Here is a 16,697-nt window from a genome sequence, read left to right on the forward strand (position 1 = left end):
TAATATTAAGATTGTGCATTAATCCCTTAAAATGTAAATATGATATAAAAATTATTTAGGGGGGAGAGGTATGGAAAACCAAAACAAACTTAATCTTCTGCGCACCATGTTGTTAATTAGACGCTTTGAAGAGAAGCTGGAAGAGTTAAGTAAAGAGCCAGAAAAGTTAAATGGAATGATGATTGTCTGTACCGGCCAAGAGGCAGTGGCTGCCGGGGTGGGAGCGGCCCTAAATTTGGAGGATGTAATAATTACCAATCACCGCAGCCATGGGCATTTATTAGCCAAAGGTGCAGAGCCGAATTTAATTATGGCAGAAATCTTTGGCAAAAGGACTGGGTACAACAAAGGTAAAAGCGGCACATTGCACATTGCCGCCCCGGAGGTAAACGCCCTCTGTACCACCACAGTGGTTGGTGGAGGTATTCCCATAGCGGTGGGCACCGCCTTCGCCACCCAGTATCGGGGGGAGCAGCGGGTTACCGCTTGTTTCTTTGGTAATGGTGCGTCAGATGAAGGTAGCTTTCATGAAGCCTTAAACATGGCTGCCCTTTGGGATTTGCCGGTGATATTTATTTGCGAAAACAATATTTACTCAGGCGCCCAGCGGGTGGAGGAGCACACCAAAATTACCGATTTTGCCGATCGGGCGATTGCTTACGGTATGCCGGGGGTAATTGTGGATGGAAACGATGTACTGGCAGTTTATCAGGCCACCGTCCAGGCCAAGGAGAGATGTTTGGCTGGCCAAGGTCCTACTTTAATAGAATGTAAAACCTACCGTTGGGGCGGACATAGCACCACCGATCCCCAAGTTTATCAACCACAGCATGAAATTGCTCAGTGGAAAAAGCGCTGTCCGGTGGCCAGCTTTAAAGTGTCTTTAATGGCCCAACAGATTCTTGATGAACAGACCTATGTCACCATGGACCAAGAAGTTCAACAAATTGTAGCGGCGGCCGTTAAGTTTGCTGAAGATAGCCCATGGCCGGCACCGCAAGAGGCTTTAGAAGATATCTTTGCTTAATACCGGAATATTAACCGATGGGGAGGTAGGAAAATGCAACAATTAACCTTGGGACAGGCGGTAAATCAAGCTTTGCGAGAAGAAATGCGCCGCGATCAGTCAATATTTATTGCCGGCGAAGGCATTGGTGTGGGCATACACAGCAGTCCCACGCTGCCCACCTATGGCTTGTTGGAGGAGTTCGGTAGCAAAAGAGTTAAGGATACCCCGGTTTCAGAGGCAGCCATTGCCGGTTTAGCTGTAGGTGCTTCGGTAATGGGTTTACGGCCGGTGGTGGAAATTATGTTTAACCCCTTTTTTACCATTGCTTCTGATCAAATAGTTAACCATGCTGCTAAATTGCGTTACTTGTCCGGGGGCAAGAGCAAATTTCCCATGGTGGTACGGGTGAAAACCGGAGCGGGAATTGGGGCCGGCTGTCAACATTCCCATAATTTAGAGGCGTGGGTTGCCCATTGCCCTGGCCTTAAGGTGGTGATGCCCGGAACACCGGCCGATGCCAAAGGGTTATTGAAGTCGGCCATTAGGGATGACAACCCGGTGATATTTATTGAAGATATGATTTTAAACTTTATCCCGGGACCGGTGCCCGAAGAAGACTATACAATACCCATAGGGCTGGCGGATGTAAAAAAGCCAGGCATCGATGTGACTTTAGTGACTTGGTCTAAAATGTTGGGGGTGGCCTTTAAGGCGGCAGCCCAATTGGAAAAACAGGATATCAGTGTGGAAATTGTGGATTTAAGAACCCTGGTGCCACTGGATAAAAAGACAATTTTGGAGTCAGTGGCAAAAACCGGACGCCTAGTAATTTTACACGAAGCCACCAAGACCGGGGGCTTTGGGGGTGAAATTGCCGCTTTGGTTGCGGAGGAAGCCTTTGACGTTTTAAAAGCGCCCATTAAACGCATTGCCGCTCCAGACATCCCGGTGCCCTATAGTAAACCCATGGAACAATTCTATATACCCAATGAGACAACGGTAATTGCAGAAATTAAAAGTTTGTTAAAATAAATTTAAAAAATATTTTGGATTAGCATCAACATAATGGTTGATGCTTTATTTTTTACATGGCATAGCGAAAAGTCTTTTAGATCATACTTTTAACAATGGCAAAACAGTAAACATTGAAGATGTGTTTCATATAATGTATTGAATGAAAGGGGTGAAGAAATGATCCCGAGCATATCCATTGGCACATCCCAATATGTAGATGTCATCAAGTCAAACCTCAATAGGCAGATTAGCAACCTGGAAAACAATGGATTGAAATTGGAAATAGTAGAATTGCCCGCAGGTAAGTATACTTTTTTATCCTGTAATATCAACGGCAAGATACCCTATATCAATAAGTCTGGCTATCAAATCTTTAAGAAATATGTGGCCCATGCAGTTTCCGATGTCATTGTCAATCAATGGCAAAACATATTGATAAATAATATCATCAAAGAAAATTACTATTATTTTAACGAAGACGAAAAAGATAGAATACTGGCCTTTGCCCAAGATTACGTGCAAAATAAAAATACAGACTTCGGTATTCAACTACATAGTCGCCGGTGGGAGCAAATAAACCAGCGATTAAATGAATACTTGGAAAATAACGACCAATTGGTGGTAGAAGGTTTCATCCGCTTTCGGTTAAAGGAATATGTCTCGGATTTAAAGGAAGCCATAGACAACGCGGTGGATGATTTCCTGATGGAACGGGAATATGGCGAATTCATCCAACTGTTAAGGTATTTCGTAGATATTCAAGATTCAAAGCTAGATTTAGCCCACGTGGTGGTTAAACCAAACGGCAGTTTTGCCCTTTATGACAACAACGAACGGGCCATTAACAATCAAACCATTGAAGATTTTATTTTAGACGTCAATGATGATATCAATTACGAAGATTTGCTGGTCAGTGCTTTAATATCTCTGTCACCTCGAAAAATAGTATTCCACCATAATGAAAAAAAATTACCTAAAACCACCTTAAAAACCATTCAAGATGTTTTTGTCGGTAGAGTGGAAACCTGCGTCGGTTGTGAAATTTGCAATGGACAGATAAATAATTAAAATAACCACCCAGAGTTAGGTTAGCAATTAGCCTATTCTGGGTTGCTATTTTGGTTAAATTTGTTTTATTATGGTATTATGAGTATTGAATTAATATTAATGCCACTGGTTGGCATGTTCATTGGCTGGGTAACTAACATGTTGGCTGTCAAGCTGATTTTTAAACCTTATTTACCGATAAAAATACCGCTAACCCCCTATAAAATACAAGGTTTGGTACCCAAAAGGCGGGCAGAACTGGCTAATAAAATTGGGCAAGTGGTAGAAAGGGAATTGTTATCAGCGGAAGACATTATGAAACAAATGCGTTCCCCAGAAATGGTGGACAGGCTGGTACAATCGGTGCACAAAGCGGTAAAAAACTTAATAGAAGAAAAAGTACCATTGTGGCTACCGCCATCTTTAAAAAACACCTTAACACAGATTGTGCTGGAGGCGGTTAATAGCTCGGTGCCGCATTTGGTGGAGCGTTCCATTGACAAAATGGGCGAAGAGTTTATCCAAAAAATCAAAATTGCTGATTTAGTGGAGGATAAATTAAACCATTACCCCATTGAGGATATTGAACGGATTATTGTCAGTGTGGCGGCCAAGGAATTAAAACATATTGAAGTGCTGGGGGCAGTGTTGGGCTTTATTGTTGGTTTGTTGCAGTATTTAATTTTGCAGTTGCTCTAGGTTGTGACGTTGACAATGGGATAAAACTTAAATATAATTATTAAGTAAATTAATACTGGCTATGATAAGGATAGTAAATCATTCTCAATTCCTCAGAGAGAAGGTGCCTTGGCTGTGAGCATCTTTGGCAATGGAATGATTGAAAACCACCTTGGAGCTGCCGGATGAACACTAAACATTGTTTAGCCAGTAAGCTAGGCCGGAGGCAACCGTTACTGCCAAAACCAAGTTGGGTAGAACTAATCTGCCAAACAGGGTGGAACCGCGGCTATAACCCGTCCCTGATCTAGGGACGGTTTTTTTGTGTTATTTAGCAGATAAAGGAGGTTTATTTTAATGATAAAAATAACTTTGAAAGATGGCTCGGAGCGCACCTACCAACCGGGTGTCACAGTAAAAGAAATTGCCCAGGACATTAGTGCTGGTCTGGCTCGGATGGCGCTGGCCGGTAAAATTAACGGACAGGTGGTTGATCTGACCACGCCGGTTAATGAAGATGTTCAGTTGGAAATCTTAACCTTTGATAGCGAAGAGGGGCAAATGGTGTACCGTCACAGCACTTCACACGTGTTGGCCCAGGCGGTACAAAAACTGTTCCCTGGCACTAAGCTGGCCATTGGCCCCGCTGTGAAAGACGGTTATTACTATGATTTTGACTCAGACCACAAATTTTCTCCGGACGACTTGGAAAAAATTGAGGCCGAGATGAACAAAATCATCAAAGCGGATCTGCCCTTTGTCAGATTTGAGCTGTCAAGAGACGAAGCCATTAAAAAATTCACCGAGGCCGGTGAACAGTATAAAGTTGAACTGATTAACGATTTGCCCGAAGACGCTGTTATTTCCTGTTACAGTCAAGGTGAATGGACTGACCTTTGTGCCGGTCCCCATGTGCCATCCACCGGCAAACTAAAGGCGGTAAAACTGATGAGTTTGGCCGGTGCTTACTGGCGTGGTGACGAAAAGAATAAAATGCTGCAACGGATTTATGGCACATCTTTCCCTAAAAAATCACAGTTGGACGAGCATCTACATCGCTTGGAAGAAGCCAAAAGGCGTGATCACCGTAAATTAGGTCAAGAGCTGGATTTGTTTAGCATCCAAGAGGAAGGCCCAGGGTTTCCATTCTTCCATCCCAAGGGGATGATTCTTAGAAATGAATTGGAGAACTTTTGGCGCCTAGAACATAAAAAGCGTGGTTATCAAGAGATCCGCACGCCAATGATTCTCAACCGTGCCCTGTGGGAGCAGTCTGGTCACTGGGATCATTACAAAGAAAACATGTATTTCACAAAAATTGACGAGGCTGACTATGCGGTAAAACCAATGAACTGTCCCGGCAGTATTTTAGTTTATAAAACTAAAATGCACAGTTATCGGGAATTGCCCATTCGAATGGGTGAACTGGGACTGGTACACCGACACGAATTGTCTGGCACATTGCACGGCTTAATGCGGGTGCGCTGCTTTACCCAAGACGATGCCCACATTTTCATGTTGCCATCCCAAGTTAAACAAGAGATCATGGGCGTAATTGATTTGTTCGATTATTTCTATGGGGTATTTAAGTTACCTTACCACGTGGAACTCTCCACTAAGCCCGAAAAGGCCATGGGATCAGATGAAATTTGGGATTTGGCCACTAATTCCCTAAAGGAAGCTTTGGAAGAAAAGGGTATTAAATATATCGTCAATGAGGGAGACGGTGCCTTTTACGGTCCGAAAATTGATTTCCACTTGGAAGACAGCATTGGCCGGACGTGGCAGTGTGGCACCATTCAATTAGACTTCCAGATGCCAGAAAAATTTGACCTGAACTATGTGGGTGAAGATGGTCAAAAACATCGTCCGGTGATGATCCACCGGGTGGTATTCGGCAGTATTGAAAGATTTATCGGTATTCTCACCGAGCACTTTGCCGGTGCTTTTCCCAGTTGGCTGGCTCCGGTGCAAGTGAGGGTGTTGCCCATCACCGATCGCCATGCCGAATATGCTCAAAAAGTGGTGGAACAGTTGGCTGGCAAGGACATCCGGGTAGAATTGGATGCCCGAAATGAGAAAATAAACTACAAAATCCGCGAGGCGCAAAATCAAAAAATTCCTTATATGTTAGTGGTTGGTGATAAGGAAATTGAACAAAATGCTGTGGCGGTTCGTCATCGCAGCCAAGGTGATCTGGGAGTGATGGCGGTGGACGAATTTGAAGCTAAATTCATTAAAGAAATTTCCGACAAGGAATAATATTGACTTGCTGGTTATTATATGTTAATATACTCAAGTCAAGTAAATAAGCTTTAAGCAGAAGTCATCCGCTTCTCACCTTACAACGCCATCATGTTGTTAGTAAGGTTATAGCTACAATAAGGCCTATCGCCTTGTTGATATTGTGCTGTAAAGGGTGGCTTGTAGTCACCCTTTTTTGTTATATATTAGGTATCGTTTTTACTATTTTAGGGAGGTGACCATGTATTTCTAAGGATTTGCGTATCAACGAACAAATTCGGACAAAGGAAGTTAGGCTGGTAGATGGTGATAATAACCAGCTGGGTATTAAAACGTTACAAGAGGCTTTGCGCATAGCGGAAGAGCGTCAATTGGACTTGGTTGAGGTGGCACCGCAAGCCAAACCGCCGGTGTGCCGCTTGATGGACTATGGCAAGTATAGGTATGAGCAAAGCAAAAAGGAAAAAGAAGCCAAAAAGAAACAGCGGATTATCAATGTGAAGGAAGTCAAATTGCGTCCCAACATTGATGAGCATGATTATCAAGTTAAGTTTCGGAACGCTGAACGCTTTTTGAAAGATGGCGATAAAGTTAAAGTAACCATCATGTTTAGGGGACGAGAAATTGTCTATACGCCCAAAGGAAAAGAAATTCTTACCCGGATGGCTAATGAATTGACTGAGATTAGCACAGTGGAACGGATGCCTAAGGTAGAAGGCCGAAACATGATAATGATTTTAGCACCAAAAATAGACAAACATGACTAGGAAGGAGTGCATTATTAATGCCTAAAATTAAGACCCACCGTGGTGCTGCAAAACGCTTTAAGCGTACTGGTAGTGGTAAAATTAAGCGCTGGCATGCATATCATAGCCATATTTTAGGTAAAAAATCACCAAAGCGTAAGCGTAACCTGCGTGATGGTGCGATGGTAAATGATGCAGATATGAAACGTATTGAAAAATTGATCCCATAAATTTTTGTTGCATTAACACAATTGTAAGGAGGAATGTATTATGCCACGGGCTAAAAGTAGTGTAGTTTCCCGTAATAGACATAGAAAAGTACTTAAACTGGCAAAGGGTTATCGTGGTGCCAAGAGCAAACTGTTCCGGGTTGCTAACCAGCAAGTTATGAGGTCCCTTGCTTATGCATACCGGGACCGTAAGGCGCGTAAGCGTGAATTCCGTAAACTTTGGATTGCACGGATTAACGCAGCTGCTCGCAACAATGGCATTAACTACAGCACCTTAATGAACGGCTTGAAAAAAGCCGGTGTAGAAGTTAACCGTAAAATGCTTGCGGATTTGGCTGTTAACGATGCTAACGCTTTTACCAAACTGGTAGAAGTGGCCAAAGGTCAAATCAATAAATAAGTTAGATGTAAAGGCATGGGTATATCCCCATGCCTTTAGTATATAGGGGGGAAGAGCTTGAAAACCTTTGCTGTGATCGGACTAGGGCGTTTTGGTTCCAGCCTGGCGATGACTCTCTCACGGATGGGACATGAAGTTTTGGCCATCGATCAAGATGAAGATAAAGTAGAGGATATCATAGAGTATGTCACCCATGCTGTGCAGGCTGATGCTAAGGACGAACAAACACTGAAGGATTTGGGAATCAGAAACTTTGACGCTGTGGTGGTGGCCATAGGCCAAGATATGCAAACCAGTATTTTAATAACGGTGACCCTTAAGGAAATGAATGTGCCCAACGTGGTGGCTAAAGCCCAGACTGAACTGCATGGTAAAGTGCTGAGCCGGATCGGTGCCGACAAGGTGGTCTTTCCCGAGAGGGATATGGGTGAGCGGGTTGCCCGGGCATTGGTATCGAAAAACATTATGGAACAAATTAATTTATCCCCTGAATATAGCATTGTTGAATTTGCCGCACCGGAAGGTTTTATTGGAAAAAACTTACAACAGTTGGCCTTTCGCCGGGAATTTGGGGTCAACATTTTGGCAATTCGCCGAGATGATGATATTATTATATCCCCAGGTGCCAATACCGAAATTCAGAGTAACGATGTATTGGTGGCCATCGGTCGTAACAAGTATTTAGAAAAGTTCACATCTGTAGAGGCCCAGTAATTGACTGAGTGAACGGAGATTGGTAATGGAAATTCAAAGGAATAATCCCAAAATTAAATATTTGCGCAAGTTATCCCGCCGGCAGTTTCGGCAGAAGGAAGGTAAATTTTTTATTGAGGGTATCCGTTTTGTGGAAGAACTTTTGCAATCCGGCTGGCCGGTGGATGCACTTTTTTATACTGTTAAGCTGACAGAAAGTCCGCGGGGGGCTGAACTTTTGGCTAAGGCGCAACAACAGAATATTGACTGTTGGCAAATCGGTGCCGATACGTTAAAGGAAGTGACTGCTACCGATAATCCCCAGGGGGTGCTGGCACAATTGGCAATGCCTCGCCATCAGTTGGCTGACATGATGTGCGCTACCATCAAACCTTTGGTGGTTTTGGTGGATGGGGTCCAAGACCCGGGAAATTTAGGGACTATCATCCGTACCGCTGATGCCATGGGGGTTTCCGGGGTGGTTCTGCTTAAAGGAACGGCGGATTTGTACAACCCCAAAACTTTGCGGGCCACCATGGGTTCGATATTTCATTTGCCCATTATAGTGGCGGCAGAGGTGGATGAGGTGATGGATTTTTTGCAAGCCAACAACATTAAGTTGGCGGTGGGAGACCCCCACGCTGATGTGGCAGTGCATGAAATAGATTTCACAAAGCCGATGGCGATAGTGGTGGGCAATGAAGCCAATGGGCCGACGTTGACCACAGTATCCCGGGCGGAAATCAAAGCCACCATTCCTATGCCGGGCAATGCCGAATCGTTGAATGCTGCGGTTGCCTGTTCAATTATGTTGTATGAAGCCATTAGGCAGAGATTAGTATTGTAAATCACTGAATTAATTGTTAAGAATGGAACAAATTATCTGTAAATTAACTTGTTCTCACATGGAGCTCTGTGGTATAATCGAAAGCAGGAAAATACTGAGGAAAGGTTGTGTGGCAATGATTTTAACTGCAGAATTTTTTTGGAAAATGTTTGAAGCAACCGGATCCGTCAGAGCTTACATGTTATATAAAAAGATGGTTGTTCATTAAGTTTCACTAAACATATAACTAATGTACTAAAGTTACCTAACAATAGGTTGCGGTATGACCTGTTGTTCCAGCACTAATGGAATTGGTGGTTCATGCTTGAAGAGACTGTTTACGTAAGACAATGAATAGGGTTTGTGCCACGGGGTTAAATCCGTCTCTGTTTCAGGGCGGATTTTTTTGTTTTTCTGTTAATAATGGTGTAAAATGGTTTAGTATGAATAACTTTGTTGAATAAGCATGGAGGTAGGGTTATGGAAGAAAAATTGAAAAGCCTTGCTGCCGAAGCTAAACAAGAGTTGGCTCAGGCAACTACATTAAATGAATTAAGTAACCTGCGGGTTAAATATTTAGGCAAAAAGGGTGAATTGACATCTGTACTGCGGGGGATGGGAGCCCTTTCAGCGGAAGAACGTCCAAAAGTTGGTGCTCTGGCCAATGAAATTAGGTCTGAACTGGAAGTGCTGATTGCTGAGAGAAATAATGCGTTGAAAGAAGCAGAAAAGGAACAGCGGTTAGCCCAGGAAGTTATTGATGTGACATTACCGGGTAAACCGATGTTATCCGGCAATAAACATCCCCTTACCAAGGTGCAGGAAGAAATAGAGACCATCTTTTTAGGGATAGGTTTTAACATTGCCGAAGGTCCGGAAGTTGAAACCGATTACTATAATTTCGAGGCGTTAAACCTGCCTAAGGATCACCCCGCTCGGGATATGCAGGATACCTTTTTCATTAATCCAGAGGTGGTGCTGCGCACCCATACATCACCGGTGCAAGCTCGCACCATGGAAAAAATGGTGCCTGCCGTGCCAATTAAAATTATCGTGCCGGGTAGAGTTTATCGACGGGATGACGACGCCACCCACTCACCAATGTTTACCCAAGTGGAAGGGTTAGCTGTGGACAAGCACATTACCTTTAGCGATTTAAAAGGGGTGTTAAGTTTATTTGCTAAGCAAATGTTTGGCCCAGACACCCGCACTCGGTTCCGTCCCAGCTATTTCCCCTTTACTGAACCCAGTGCTGAAATGGATATCTCCTGCGGTATCTGTAAAGGAAAAGGTTGTCGCGTATGCAGTAATACCGGTTGGTTAGAAATTCTAGGTTGCGGCATGGTGCACCCCAAGGTTTTGGAAATGTCCGGCTATAACCCGGAAGAAGCCACCGGATTTGCCTTTGGTATGGGGATTGAGCGGATTGCCATGCTCAAATACGGTATTGATGACCTTAGGTTGTTCTATGATAATGATTTGCGTTTCCTGGCTCAATTTTAATTATATAAGGTTATCAGGAGGGTACATATTATGAAAGTTTCCTATAAATGGTTACAAGAATTTGTGGACGTCAATATTCCCCCACAGGAACTGGCTGACCGTTTAACGATGGCCGGTGTGGCGGTGGAAAACGTGCACTATTTAGGTGAAGGGATCACCAATGTGGTTACCGGACAAATCCTGAAAATTGATCCCCATCCCAATGCGGATAAACTGGTGATTTGTCAGGTGACAACCGATGGCGAAGATCGCATCCAAATTGTTACTGGTGCCCAAAACGTACGGGAAGGGCATAAAATTCCAGTGGCTAAAGTGGGCGCCAAACTGCCCATCGGACTGACCATTAAAAAGAGCAAATTGCGTGGCGAACCTTCAAACGGCATGCTCTGTTCGGGGCAGGAACTGGGTATCGACACAAAGCTATTGCCTGCGGAACAACAGCATGGCATTATGATTCTGCCGGAAGACGCGCCACTAAATGTGGATATTGTTGAATACCTGGGATTGGATGACTATATATTGGAGCTAGAGTTAACTCCTAACCGTGGTGACTGTTTGTCAATGCTGGGTGTGGCCAGAGAAGTGGCGGTGATGCTAGGTTTAGAAATGCGGTTGCCTGAGACCAATCCGGCGGAAAACGACACCGAGGTTAGTGGTTTAGCCAAGGTTGATATTGAAGCCGAAGACCTGTGCAACCGCTATGTGGTGCGGGTGGTGCAAGATGTAGAAATAGGGCCATCCCCGGCGTGGATGCAACAAAGATTGCGTGCAGCGGGAGTCAGACCCATTAACAATGTTGTGGATGTTACCAACTATGTGATGCTGGAGTTCGGTCAACCACTGCATGCCTTTGATTATGACAAGTTGACGGACCATCACATTATTGTGCGCCGGGCTAAGGCCGATGAACCGCTGGTGACATTGGATGAAACCGAGCGCAAATTAACTGAAGATATGCTGGTAATTGCCGATCCCAATGGACCGGTGGCGGTGGCCGGTGTAATGGGTGGCTTGGAAAGTGAAGTCACTGCCAGCACTAAGAATGTTTTAATTGAATCAGCATTTTTTAATCCCGTCAGTGTGCGACGGACAGCTAAGGCACTGAATATGCGTTCAGAAGCGTCGGCGCGGTTTGAGAAAACCATTGATATTGGCGGTTGTGTGCGGGCTGCTGATAGAGCGGCGCTGTTAATGCAACAGTTGGGTGGCGGCCAAGTGGTTAAAGGGGTAATTGACAATTATCCGCACTCCACCATTGAAAAAACAGTAACTTTAAGGCCGGAAAGAGTAGAATATCTGCTGGGCATTAAGATTGAAAAACAGCATATTATAGACATGTTGTCGGCGCTGCAATTTAAGGTGCAGCCTGAAGGTGCTGAGTTGCTGGTGACCATACCAACTTTCCGCCCAGACATCAGCCTTGAGGCGGACCTGGTGGAAGAGGTGGCCCGGATTTACGGCTATAACAATATTCCAAACACCTTAATTTATGGACCGACAACCCAAGGGAAGCGCGATTTTAACCAACAATTGGTGCATGACATAAGAAATATTCTGGTGGGCTGTGGCCTTTATGAAGTGGTAACCTATGGGTTTGTTAGCCCCAAAGCTTTTGATCTAATGAATTTACCGGCTGACAGTAAATTTAGAAATGTGGTTAAAATCCAGAACCCACTGAGCGAAGAACAATCTGTGATGCGCACAGTGCCGGTGCCCAATCTGCTGGAAGTGTTAGAAAGAAACCATAATCGCCAAGTGCAAAACGGGTCGATTTTTGAAATTGGCCGAGTCTTTTATCCCCAAGTGGGACAAGTGCTGCCGGAAGAAAGGTTGACTTTGGCTCTGGCCTTCTCTGGCTACACCGAAAAGAGTTGGAATGCTCCGGCTCAACCGATGGATTTTTACTATGCCAAAGGTGTACTAGAAACCCTGCTTAATAAAATTGGCCTCAAAGAGGTTCAATTTGTGCGGCATACCGATCCTAGTTTCCACCCGGGGCGCACTGCGGCCATTGAAGTTAATGGGAAGATGTTGGGCGTATTGGGTGAGTTGCATCCCAATGTCATAGAAAACTATAACCTGCCCCATCGGGCAGTGGCTTGTAAAATTGACCTGACAGATTTGATGGCCATTGAACTGGAGTTGCCTCAATATCAAGCGCTACCTAAGTTCCCGGCAGTGGACCGCGATTTGGCTTTGGTGGTTAAACAGGATGTGGCCACCAAAGATATGGTGGATACCATTACCAATACCAGTGGCGCCCTTTTAAAACAAGTTAAAGTTTTTGATGTTTACCAGGGCGCCCAAGTACAGGACGGATATAAGAGTCAAGCCTTTTCACTGTTATTCCAAGCACCGGATCGCACCTTGACCGATGAAGAGGTAACCAAGCAAATGATTAAAATCTTCAAGGCTTTAAGCGAAAAATTTGCAGCAGAATTGCGTAGTTAGCAGGAATTTACCATATAATGACGAATAGATGCTTAAAACGGTGGAGGAGGAACCCAGATGTCCGGTCAAAAGGCCCGGGTTGAAGTGGAAATATGTGGGGATAAGTTTACCATTAAGGGTGATGAATCACCTGAACATATAGAGATGGTGGCAAATTATGTGGACCGTAAGGTGAAACAATTGGTCAACATTAACCCTAAACTTACCACAACCAATGCGGCAATTCTGGCAGCTATCAATATTGCCGATGAACTCAGTAAACTGCAAGCAGATTACGATAACTTGCTGGAAATGATGGATACCTTGGATGCCGATGCCGAGAAAAAGTAATCTAAACGCTAAAAAAACACTCATGGACGATCACTTCATGAGTGTTTCTTTTGCTTTTCAAAATATATTCACCGCTGCATGGCTAGAGCCTGCAGGTTCGGGGAAAAATGAATAGGTGATAGAACAAGAACAATTGTTATGGGAGCAGTGGTTTGATGAAAAACATTGAAATAGCTTGGGTCTTTAATGAAATGGCGGACCTATTGGAAATAAAGGGTGCAGATTTTTTTAAAGTGAAGGCGTATCGCAACGGGGCCAAAACCATTATGCGCCTGGAAAAACCAGTGGCAGAATTGGTTGCCAACGGTACTTTTAGCAAACTGCCCGGCATTGGCAAAGCAATAACTGATAAAACTAAAGAATTATTGGAAACGGGAACTTGCAAAGCACACCAAGAATTGCTGGCGGAAATACCGCGGGGAGTGTTGGAGATTCGCGCTTTGCCCGGCATCGGCCCTAAAAAGGCGCGACTGATTTTTGAAAAACTGGGCATAGCTTCGCTGGCCGAACTGGAAGTGGCAGCTAATAAAAGGGAAATAAGAAAGCTGCCCGGCATGAGTGCTAAGTCTGAATATGACATTGCCCGCAACATCAATGTATTCAGAAACGGTACTGATAAGGTAATATTGGGGTTTGCTCGGGATTTAGGGATAGAATTACGGGAGTTTTTGCTGTCATTGCCGGGGGTAAAAAATGTTGAATTTGCCGGTAGCACCAGGCGTTGGAAAGAAACAGTGCGGGATTTGGATATGGTGGCAGCAACGGAGGATGTACCGGAGCTGATTGATGCCTTAATCACCCACCCCAAAGTCACTAAGGTGTTGGAAAGGGAAGAAAACCGGGTCAGAGTGATGACCTTTTGGGGAGTGCCGGTGGATTTAACGGTGGTAACGCCGGATCGCTTCATTACCACTTGGCACCGCAGCACCGGCAGTAAAAAACATTATCAACACTTACAACGCATTGCCGAACAAAAGAACTTTCAGTTGAGTCATAAATATATTAAGGATGCGGCCGGACAACCACTGCCGGTGGAGAGTGAAGCTGATATTTATCAGGCACTGGGGATGACATATGTCCCGGCCGAGCTGCGGGAAGATAACGGAGAGATTGAAGCCGCCCAGCAACATGCTTTACCCAACTTAGTGGCAGTGAGCGATATTAAAGGGGATTTACATACCCACACCCATTGGAGTGATGCTGCCCTTTCCATAGAGGAAATGGTGGCCGGTGCTAAGGAAAGGGGTTACTCATACTTGGCCATTACCGATCACTCCGGTTCATTAAAAATAGCCAACGGCCTTAATGTCGAAAGGTTACATAAGCAAGGTAAAGAAATTGACAAGTTAAATGAGCAACAGCAAGATTTCACCATATTAAAGGGTGTAGAGTGTGATATTCTAGCTGATGGCAGTTTGGATCATCACGATGATATATTGCGGGACTTAGATGTGGTGGTGGCCTCGGTACACTCGGCCTTTAAACAGGATAAAGAAACCATGACCAATCGCATTGTCTCGGCCATTGAACATGAACATGTGGACATTATTGGCCATGTCAGCGGACGTTTGCTGGGCAGAAGGGAAGGTTATGAATTGGATATTGACCGGGTGTTGGAGGCGGCAGCCAAGTATAACACTATACTGGAGATCAATGCTTCCCCCGACCGCTTGGATTTAAGTGAAGAAAATGCCCGCAAAGCTAAGGAAATGGGAATCAGGATTGCTATTAATACCGATGCCCATGACTTGAAGCGATTAAACGAAATGGAGTATGGCGTATCGGTGGCCCGGCGGGCTTGGTTGACAAAGGATGATATTATCAATACCAAGGATGTAGATCAATTGTTAAAGGAATTAAGATAATGTTTGGTTTTAGCCAACCATTAGACACAAATTTTTACCAGCGCGATACCGTCCAAGTGGCTAAAGAGTTGTTGGGCTGCAAGTTGGTACACTGCAGTCCCTCAGGCATAACCGTTGGCATAATTGTAGAGACCGAAGCATATATGCAAATTGGTGACCCCGCCTGTCATGCCAGTCGAGGCATGACCAAAAGAAACCAAGTGATGTTTGGTCCGCCGGGCAAGGCTTACGTCTATTTTACCTATGGCATGCATTACTGTTTTAATGTAGTCACCAACGATGAAGGAGTAGGGGACGCCGTTTTGATTCGCGCCCTAGAGCCAGTTGATGGTATTGAGTTAATGCAACATCGCAGGCAAAGGGAACGCCTATGGGATCTATGTTCCGGTCCAGCCAAACTGGTGCAAGCCATGGGTATTACCAAAGAACACAACGGCTCTGACCTAACCCAAGGACCGATAACCATCTATGCCGGACACAGGGTAAAGGACATCGTCACCACCACCAGAATCGGCATCAAAGAAGGGGCAGAATTACCGCTACGGTTTTACATAGCGGGAAACAAATACATCTCAAAAAAGTAACAGAGTTGAGCCCGCAAAACGGAATCCTTGTGTGTAATGAAAAAGTTATTGTTATAATTAATGTTACTTTCAAGCCCCTACGGAGAACATTGCAAGGGGAACATAAAATGTTGGAGGTTATTAACATGAAATTAAAAGAAATCTACAACTTAGCAATTGAAATGGGCAAAAAGCACGACCCCAGAGGATTAGAACAGGTGGAAAAACTGCTGGCTAAAACCAAAGAACGCTACCAAGAACTTAATGAAGAAGAAAAATCAGAATTTGATACCGATAAACTGTTTAACCCCTATAGTGACACCAGGGTACTGCTGGGTGACTTAGATTTAGAAGTGAAAAGAATACTTACCGGTATCGACATGGAAGTGGGCGAAGTGGTGTTGGCTGATCGCCTATCAGAAAAGGGCCAAAAGATTGATCTGATCCTATCTCACCACCCTGAGGGTAAAGCCATGGCGGCTTTGTATGGTGTGATGCACATCCAGGAGGATGTATTACATAAGTTTGGCGTACCAATAAACGTGGCCGAAAGCATCATGTCATCACGGATTAATGAAGTGCGCCGGGGAATGCTACCCCATAACCACAACCGCGCTGTGGACGCTGCCAAATTGTTGGGCTTTGCCTTCATGAGCATGCATACCCCGGCCGATAACATGGTGAATGATTACCTGCAAACTAAATTCGATCAACAGCGGCCAGAAACCCTGGGTGAAGTGGTTAAAATGCTAAAACAAGAACCAGAATATGCCGAGGCAGTCCAATATAATGCCGGACCCACCATCGTTATTGGTACCAAGGATCGACGGGCTGGTAAAATCATGGTGGATATGACCGGTGGCACCAGTGGCTCTGAGGATGCCTATAACAAACTGCAAACCGCTGGCGTGGGCACTTTGGTGACCATGCACATCGGTGAAAAGCACCGCAAAGAGGCAGAAAAGAACCATATCAATGTCATCATTGCCGGCCATATGGCAAGCGATTCGCTGGGTATGAACCTAATTCTGGATAAATTTGAAGAACAGGGAGTAGAAGTGTTGACTACTTCCGGACTGCTCAGATACAAACGTTAAA

Annotated in this window: 18 protein-coding genes and 2 other annotated features; all 18 genes read left to right on the forward strand. The window is 44.6% G+C overall.

Translation table 11 applies throughout. The annotated features are described in order from the left end of the window. Positions 1-70: 70 nt before the first annotated feature. The 18 genes from V6C27_11530 (at position 71) to V6C27_11615 (ending at position 16,696) form a co-directional block, all read left to right on the forward strand. On the forward strand, positions 71-1,027 hold the full coding sequence (locus V6C27_11530; protein MEG6617045.1) for a thiamine pyrophosphate-dependent dehydrogenase E1 component subunit alpha: 957 nt from the start codon (positions 71-73) through the stop codon (positions 1,025-1,027). Positions 1,028-1,060: 33 nt separating this feature from the next. Further along, the gene (locus V6C27_11535; GenBank protein MEG6617046.1) at positions 1,061-2,041 is read left to right on the forward strand and encodes an alpha-ketoacid dehydrogenase subunit beta; all 981 of its coding nucleotides are present in this window, start codon (positions 1,061-1,063) and stop codon (positions 2,039-2,041) included. A gap of 159 nt (positions 2,042-2,200) precedes the next feature. Further along, entirely contained in the window at positions 2,201-3,091 is an 891-nt protein-coding gene (gene ytxC, locus V6C27_11540; protein MEG6617047.1) for a putative sporulation protein YtxC, read from the forward strand. Positions 3,092-3,169: 78 nt separating this feature from the next. Continuing rightward, on the forward strand, positions 3,170-3,769 hold the full coding sequence (locus V6C27_11545; GenBank protein ID MEG6617048.1) for a DUF445 family protein: 600 nt from the start codon (positions 3,170-3,172) through the stop codon (positions 3,767-3,769). Between the two features lie 52 nt (positions 3,770-3,821). Next, positions 3,822-4,055 (forward strand) — a binding site (T-box leader). Positions 4,056-4,105: 50 nt separating this feature from the next. Next, positions 4,106-6,010 carry a threonine--tRNA ligase gene (thrS, locus tag V6C27_11550; protein MEG6617049.1) on the forward strand — a complete coding sequence of 635 codons (1,905 nt, stop codon included), beginning with the start codon at positions 4,106-4,108 and terminating at the stop codon, positions 6,008-6,010. A gap of 49 nt (positions 6,011-6,059) precedes the next feature. Continuing rightward, positions 6,060-6,200: a sequence feature (ribosomal protein L20 leader region), on the forward strand. Between the two features lie 49 nt (positions 6,201-6,249). Continuing rightward, entirely contained in the window at positions 6,250-6,759 is a 510-nt protein-coding gene (gene infC / locus V6C27_11555; GenBank protein ID MEG6617050.1) for a translation initiation factor IF-3, read from the forward strand. 17 nt (positions 6,760-6,776) lie between these two features. Beyond that, positions 6,777-6,968: a 50S ribosomal protein L35 gene (gene rpmI, locus V6C27_11560; GenBank protein ID MEG6617051.1), complete on the forward strand. Its 192-nt coding sequence runs from the start codon at positions 6,777-6,779 to the stop codon at positions 6,966-6,968. Between the two features lie 40 nt (positions 6,969-7,008). Next, positions 7,009-7,368, forward strand: coding sequence for a 50S ribosomal protein L20 (gene rplT / locus V6C27_11565; protein ID MEG6617052.1), 360 nt, complete (start codon positions 7,009-7,011; stop codon positions 7,366-7,368). Between the two features lie 57 nt (positions 7,369-7,425). Continuing rightward, positions 7,426-8,082 carry a TrkA family potassium uptake protein gene (locus V6C27_11570; GenBank protein MEG6617053.1) on the forward strand — a complete coding sequence of 219 codons (657 nt, stop codon included), beginning with the start codon at positions 7,426-7,428 and terminating at the stop codon, positions 8,080-8,082. Positions 8,083-8,107: 25 nt separating this feature from the next. After that, complete coding sequence (locus tag V6C27_11575) at positions 8,108-8,908, forward strand: RNA methyltransferase (GenBank protein ID MEG6617054.1); 801 nt, start codon at positions 8,108-8,110, stop codon at positions 8,906-8,908. 115 nt (positions 8,909-9,023) lie between these two features. Then, positions 9,024-9,116, forward strand: a complete 93-nt coding sequence (locus V6C27_11580) for a YqzL family protein (GenBank protein ID MEG6617055.1) — start codon at positions 9,024-9,026, stop codon at positions 9,114-9,116. A gap of 251 nt (positions 9,117-9,367) precedes the next feature. Further along, on the forward strand, positions 9,368-10,390 hold the full coding sequence (gene pheS / locus V6C27_11585; GenBank protein ID MEG6617056.1) for a phenylalanine--tRNA ligase subunit alpha: 1,023 nt from the start codon (positions 9,368-9,370) through the stop codon (positions 10,388-10,390). 30 nt (positions 10,391-10,420) lie between these two features. Further along, entirely contained in the window at positions 10,421-12,841 is a 2,421-nt protein-coding gene (gene pheT, locus V6C27_11590; protein MEG6617057.1) for a phenylalanine--tRNA ligase subunit beta, read from the forward strand. 57 nt (positions 12,842-12,898) lie between these two features. Next, entirely contained in the window at positions 12,899-13,171 is a 273-nt protein-coding gene (gene zapA / locus V6C27_11595; protein ID MEG6617058.1) for a cell division protein ZapA, read from the forward strand. Next, positions 13,155-13,286, forward strand: a complete 132-nt coding sequence (locus V6C27_11600) for a hypothetical protein (protein ID MEG6617059.1) — start codon at positions 13,155-13,157, stop codon at positions 13,284-13,286. The genes zapA and V6C27_11600 overlap by 17 nt, the downstream gene beginning before the upstream one ends. A 40-nt stretch (positions 13,287-13,326) precedes the next feature. After that, positions 13,327-15,036, forward strand: coding sequence for a DNA polymerase/3'-5' exonuclease PolX (gene polX / locus V6C27_11605; protein ID MEG6617060.1), 1,710 nt, complete (start codon positions 13,327-13,329; stop codon positions 15,034-15,036). Beyond that, positions 15,036-15,620: a DNA-3-methyladenine glycosylase gene (locus V6C27_11610; GenBank protein MEG6617061.1), complete on the forward strand. Its 585-nt coding sequence runs from the start codon at positions 15,036-15,038 to the stop codon at positions 15,618-15,620. The genes polX and V6C27_11610 overlap by 1 nt, the downstream gene beginning before the upstream one ends. A gap of 125 nt (positions 15,621-15,745) precedes the next feature. Then, positions 15,746-16,696 (forward strand): Nif3-like dinuclear metal center hexameric protein, encoded by a 951-nt coding sequence (locus tag V6C27_11615; protein MEG6617062.1) that lies wholly within the window; start codon positions 15,746-15,748, stop codon positions 16,694-16,696. Position 16,697 lies beyond the last annotated feature (1 nt).

The sequence above is a fragment of the Peptococcaceae bacterium 1198_IL3148 genome (genome assembly GCA_036763105.1).
Taxonomy (GTDB): domain Bacteria; phylum Bacillota; class Desulfotomaculia; order Desulfotomaculales; family Desulfohalotomaculaceae; genus JBAIYS01.

What these genes read in the sequence shown, in the direction of transcription:
- V6C27_11535 (MEG6617046.1), top strand. Translation starts at nt 1,061, where the DNA reads ATGCAACAATTAACCTTGGGACAGGCGGTAAATCAAGCTTTGCGAGAA.
- V6C27_11545 (MEG6617048.1), top strand. Translation starts at nt 3,170, where the DNA reads ATGAGTATTGAATTAATATTAATGCCACTGGTTGGCATGTTCATTGGC.
- ytxC (MEG6617047.1), top strand. Translation starts at nt 2,201, where the DNA reads ATGATCCCGAGCATATCCATTGGCACATCCCAATATGTAGATGTCATC.
- V6C27_11575 (MEG6617054.1), top strand. Translation starts at nt 8,108, where the DNA reads ATGGAAATTCAAAGGAATAATCCCAAAATTAAATATTTGCGCAAGTTA.
- V6C27_11610 (MEG6617061.1), top strand. Translation starts at nt 15,036, where the DNA reads ATGTTTGGTTTTAGCCAACCATTAGACACAAATTTTTACCAGCGCGAT.
- V6C27_11530 (MEG6617045.1), top strand. Translation starts at nt 71, where the DNA reads ATGGAAAACCAAAACAAACTTAATCTTCTGCGCACCATGTTGTTAATT.
- polX (MEG6617060.1), top strand. Translation starts at nt 13,327, where the DNA reads ATGAAAAACATTGAAATAGCTTGGGTCTTTAATGAAATGGCGGACCTA.
- thrS (MEG6617049.1), top strand. Translation starts at nt 4,106, where the DNA reads ATGATAAAAATAACTTTGAAAGATGGCTCGGAGCGCACCTACCAACCG.
- zapA (MEG6617058.1), top strand. Translation starts at nt 12,899, where the DNA reads ATGTCCGGTCAAAAGGCCCGGGTTGAAGTGGAAATATGTGGGGATAAG.
- V6C27_11580 (MEG6617055.1), top strand. Translation starts at nt 9,024, where the DNA reads ATGATTTTAACTGCAGAATTTTTTTGGAAAATGTTTGAAGCAACCGGA.
- pheT (MEG6617057.1), top strand. Translation starts at nt 10,421, where the DNA reads ATGAAAGTTTCCTATAAATGGTTACAAGAATTTGTGGACGTCAATATT.
- rplT (MEG6617052.1), top strand. Translation starts at nt 7,009, where the DNA reads ATGCCACGGGCTAAAAGTAGTGTAGTTTCCCGTAATAGACATAGAAAA.
- rpmI (MEG6617051.1), top strand. Translation starts at nt 6,777, where the DNA reads ATGCCTAAAATTAAGACCCACCGTGGTGCTGCAAAACGCTTTAAGCGT.
- V6C27_11600 (MEG6617059.1), top strand. Translation starts at nt 13,155, where the DNA reads ATGCCGAGAAAAAGTAATCTAAACGCTAAAAAAACACTCATGGACGAT.
- pheS (MEG6617056.1), top strand. Translation starts at nt 9,368, where the DNA reads ATGGAAGAAAAATTGAAAAGCCTTGCTGCCGAAGCTAAACAAGAGTTG.
- V6C27_11615 (MEG6617062.1), top strand. Translation starts at nt 15,746, where the DNA reads ATGAAATTAAAAGAAATCTACAACTTAGCAATTGAAATGGGCAAAAAG.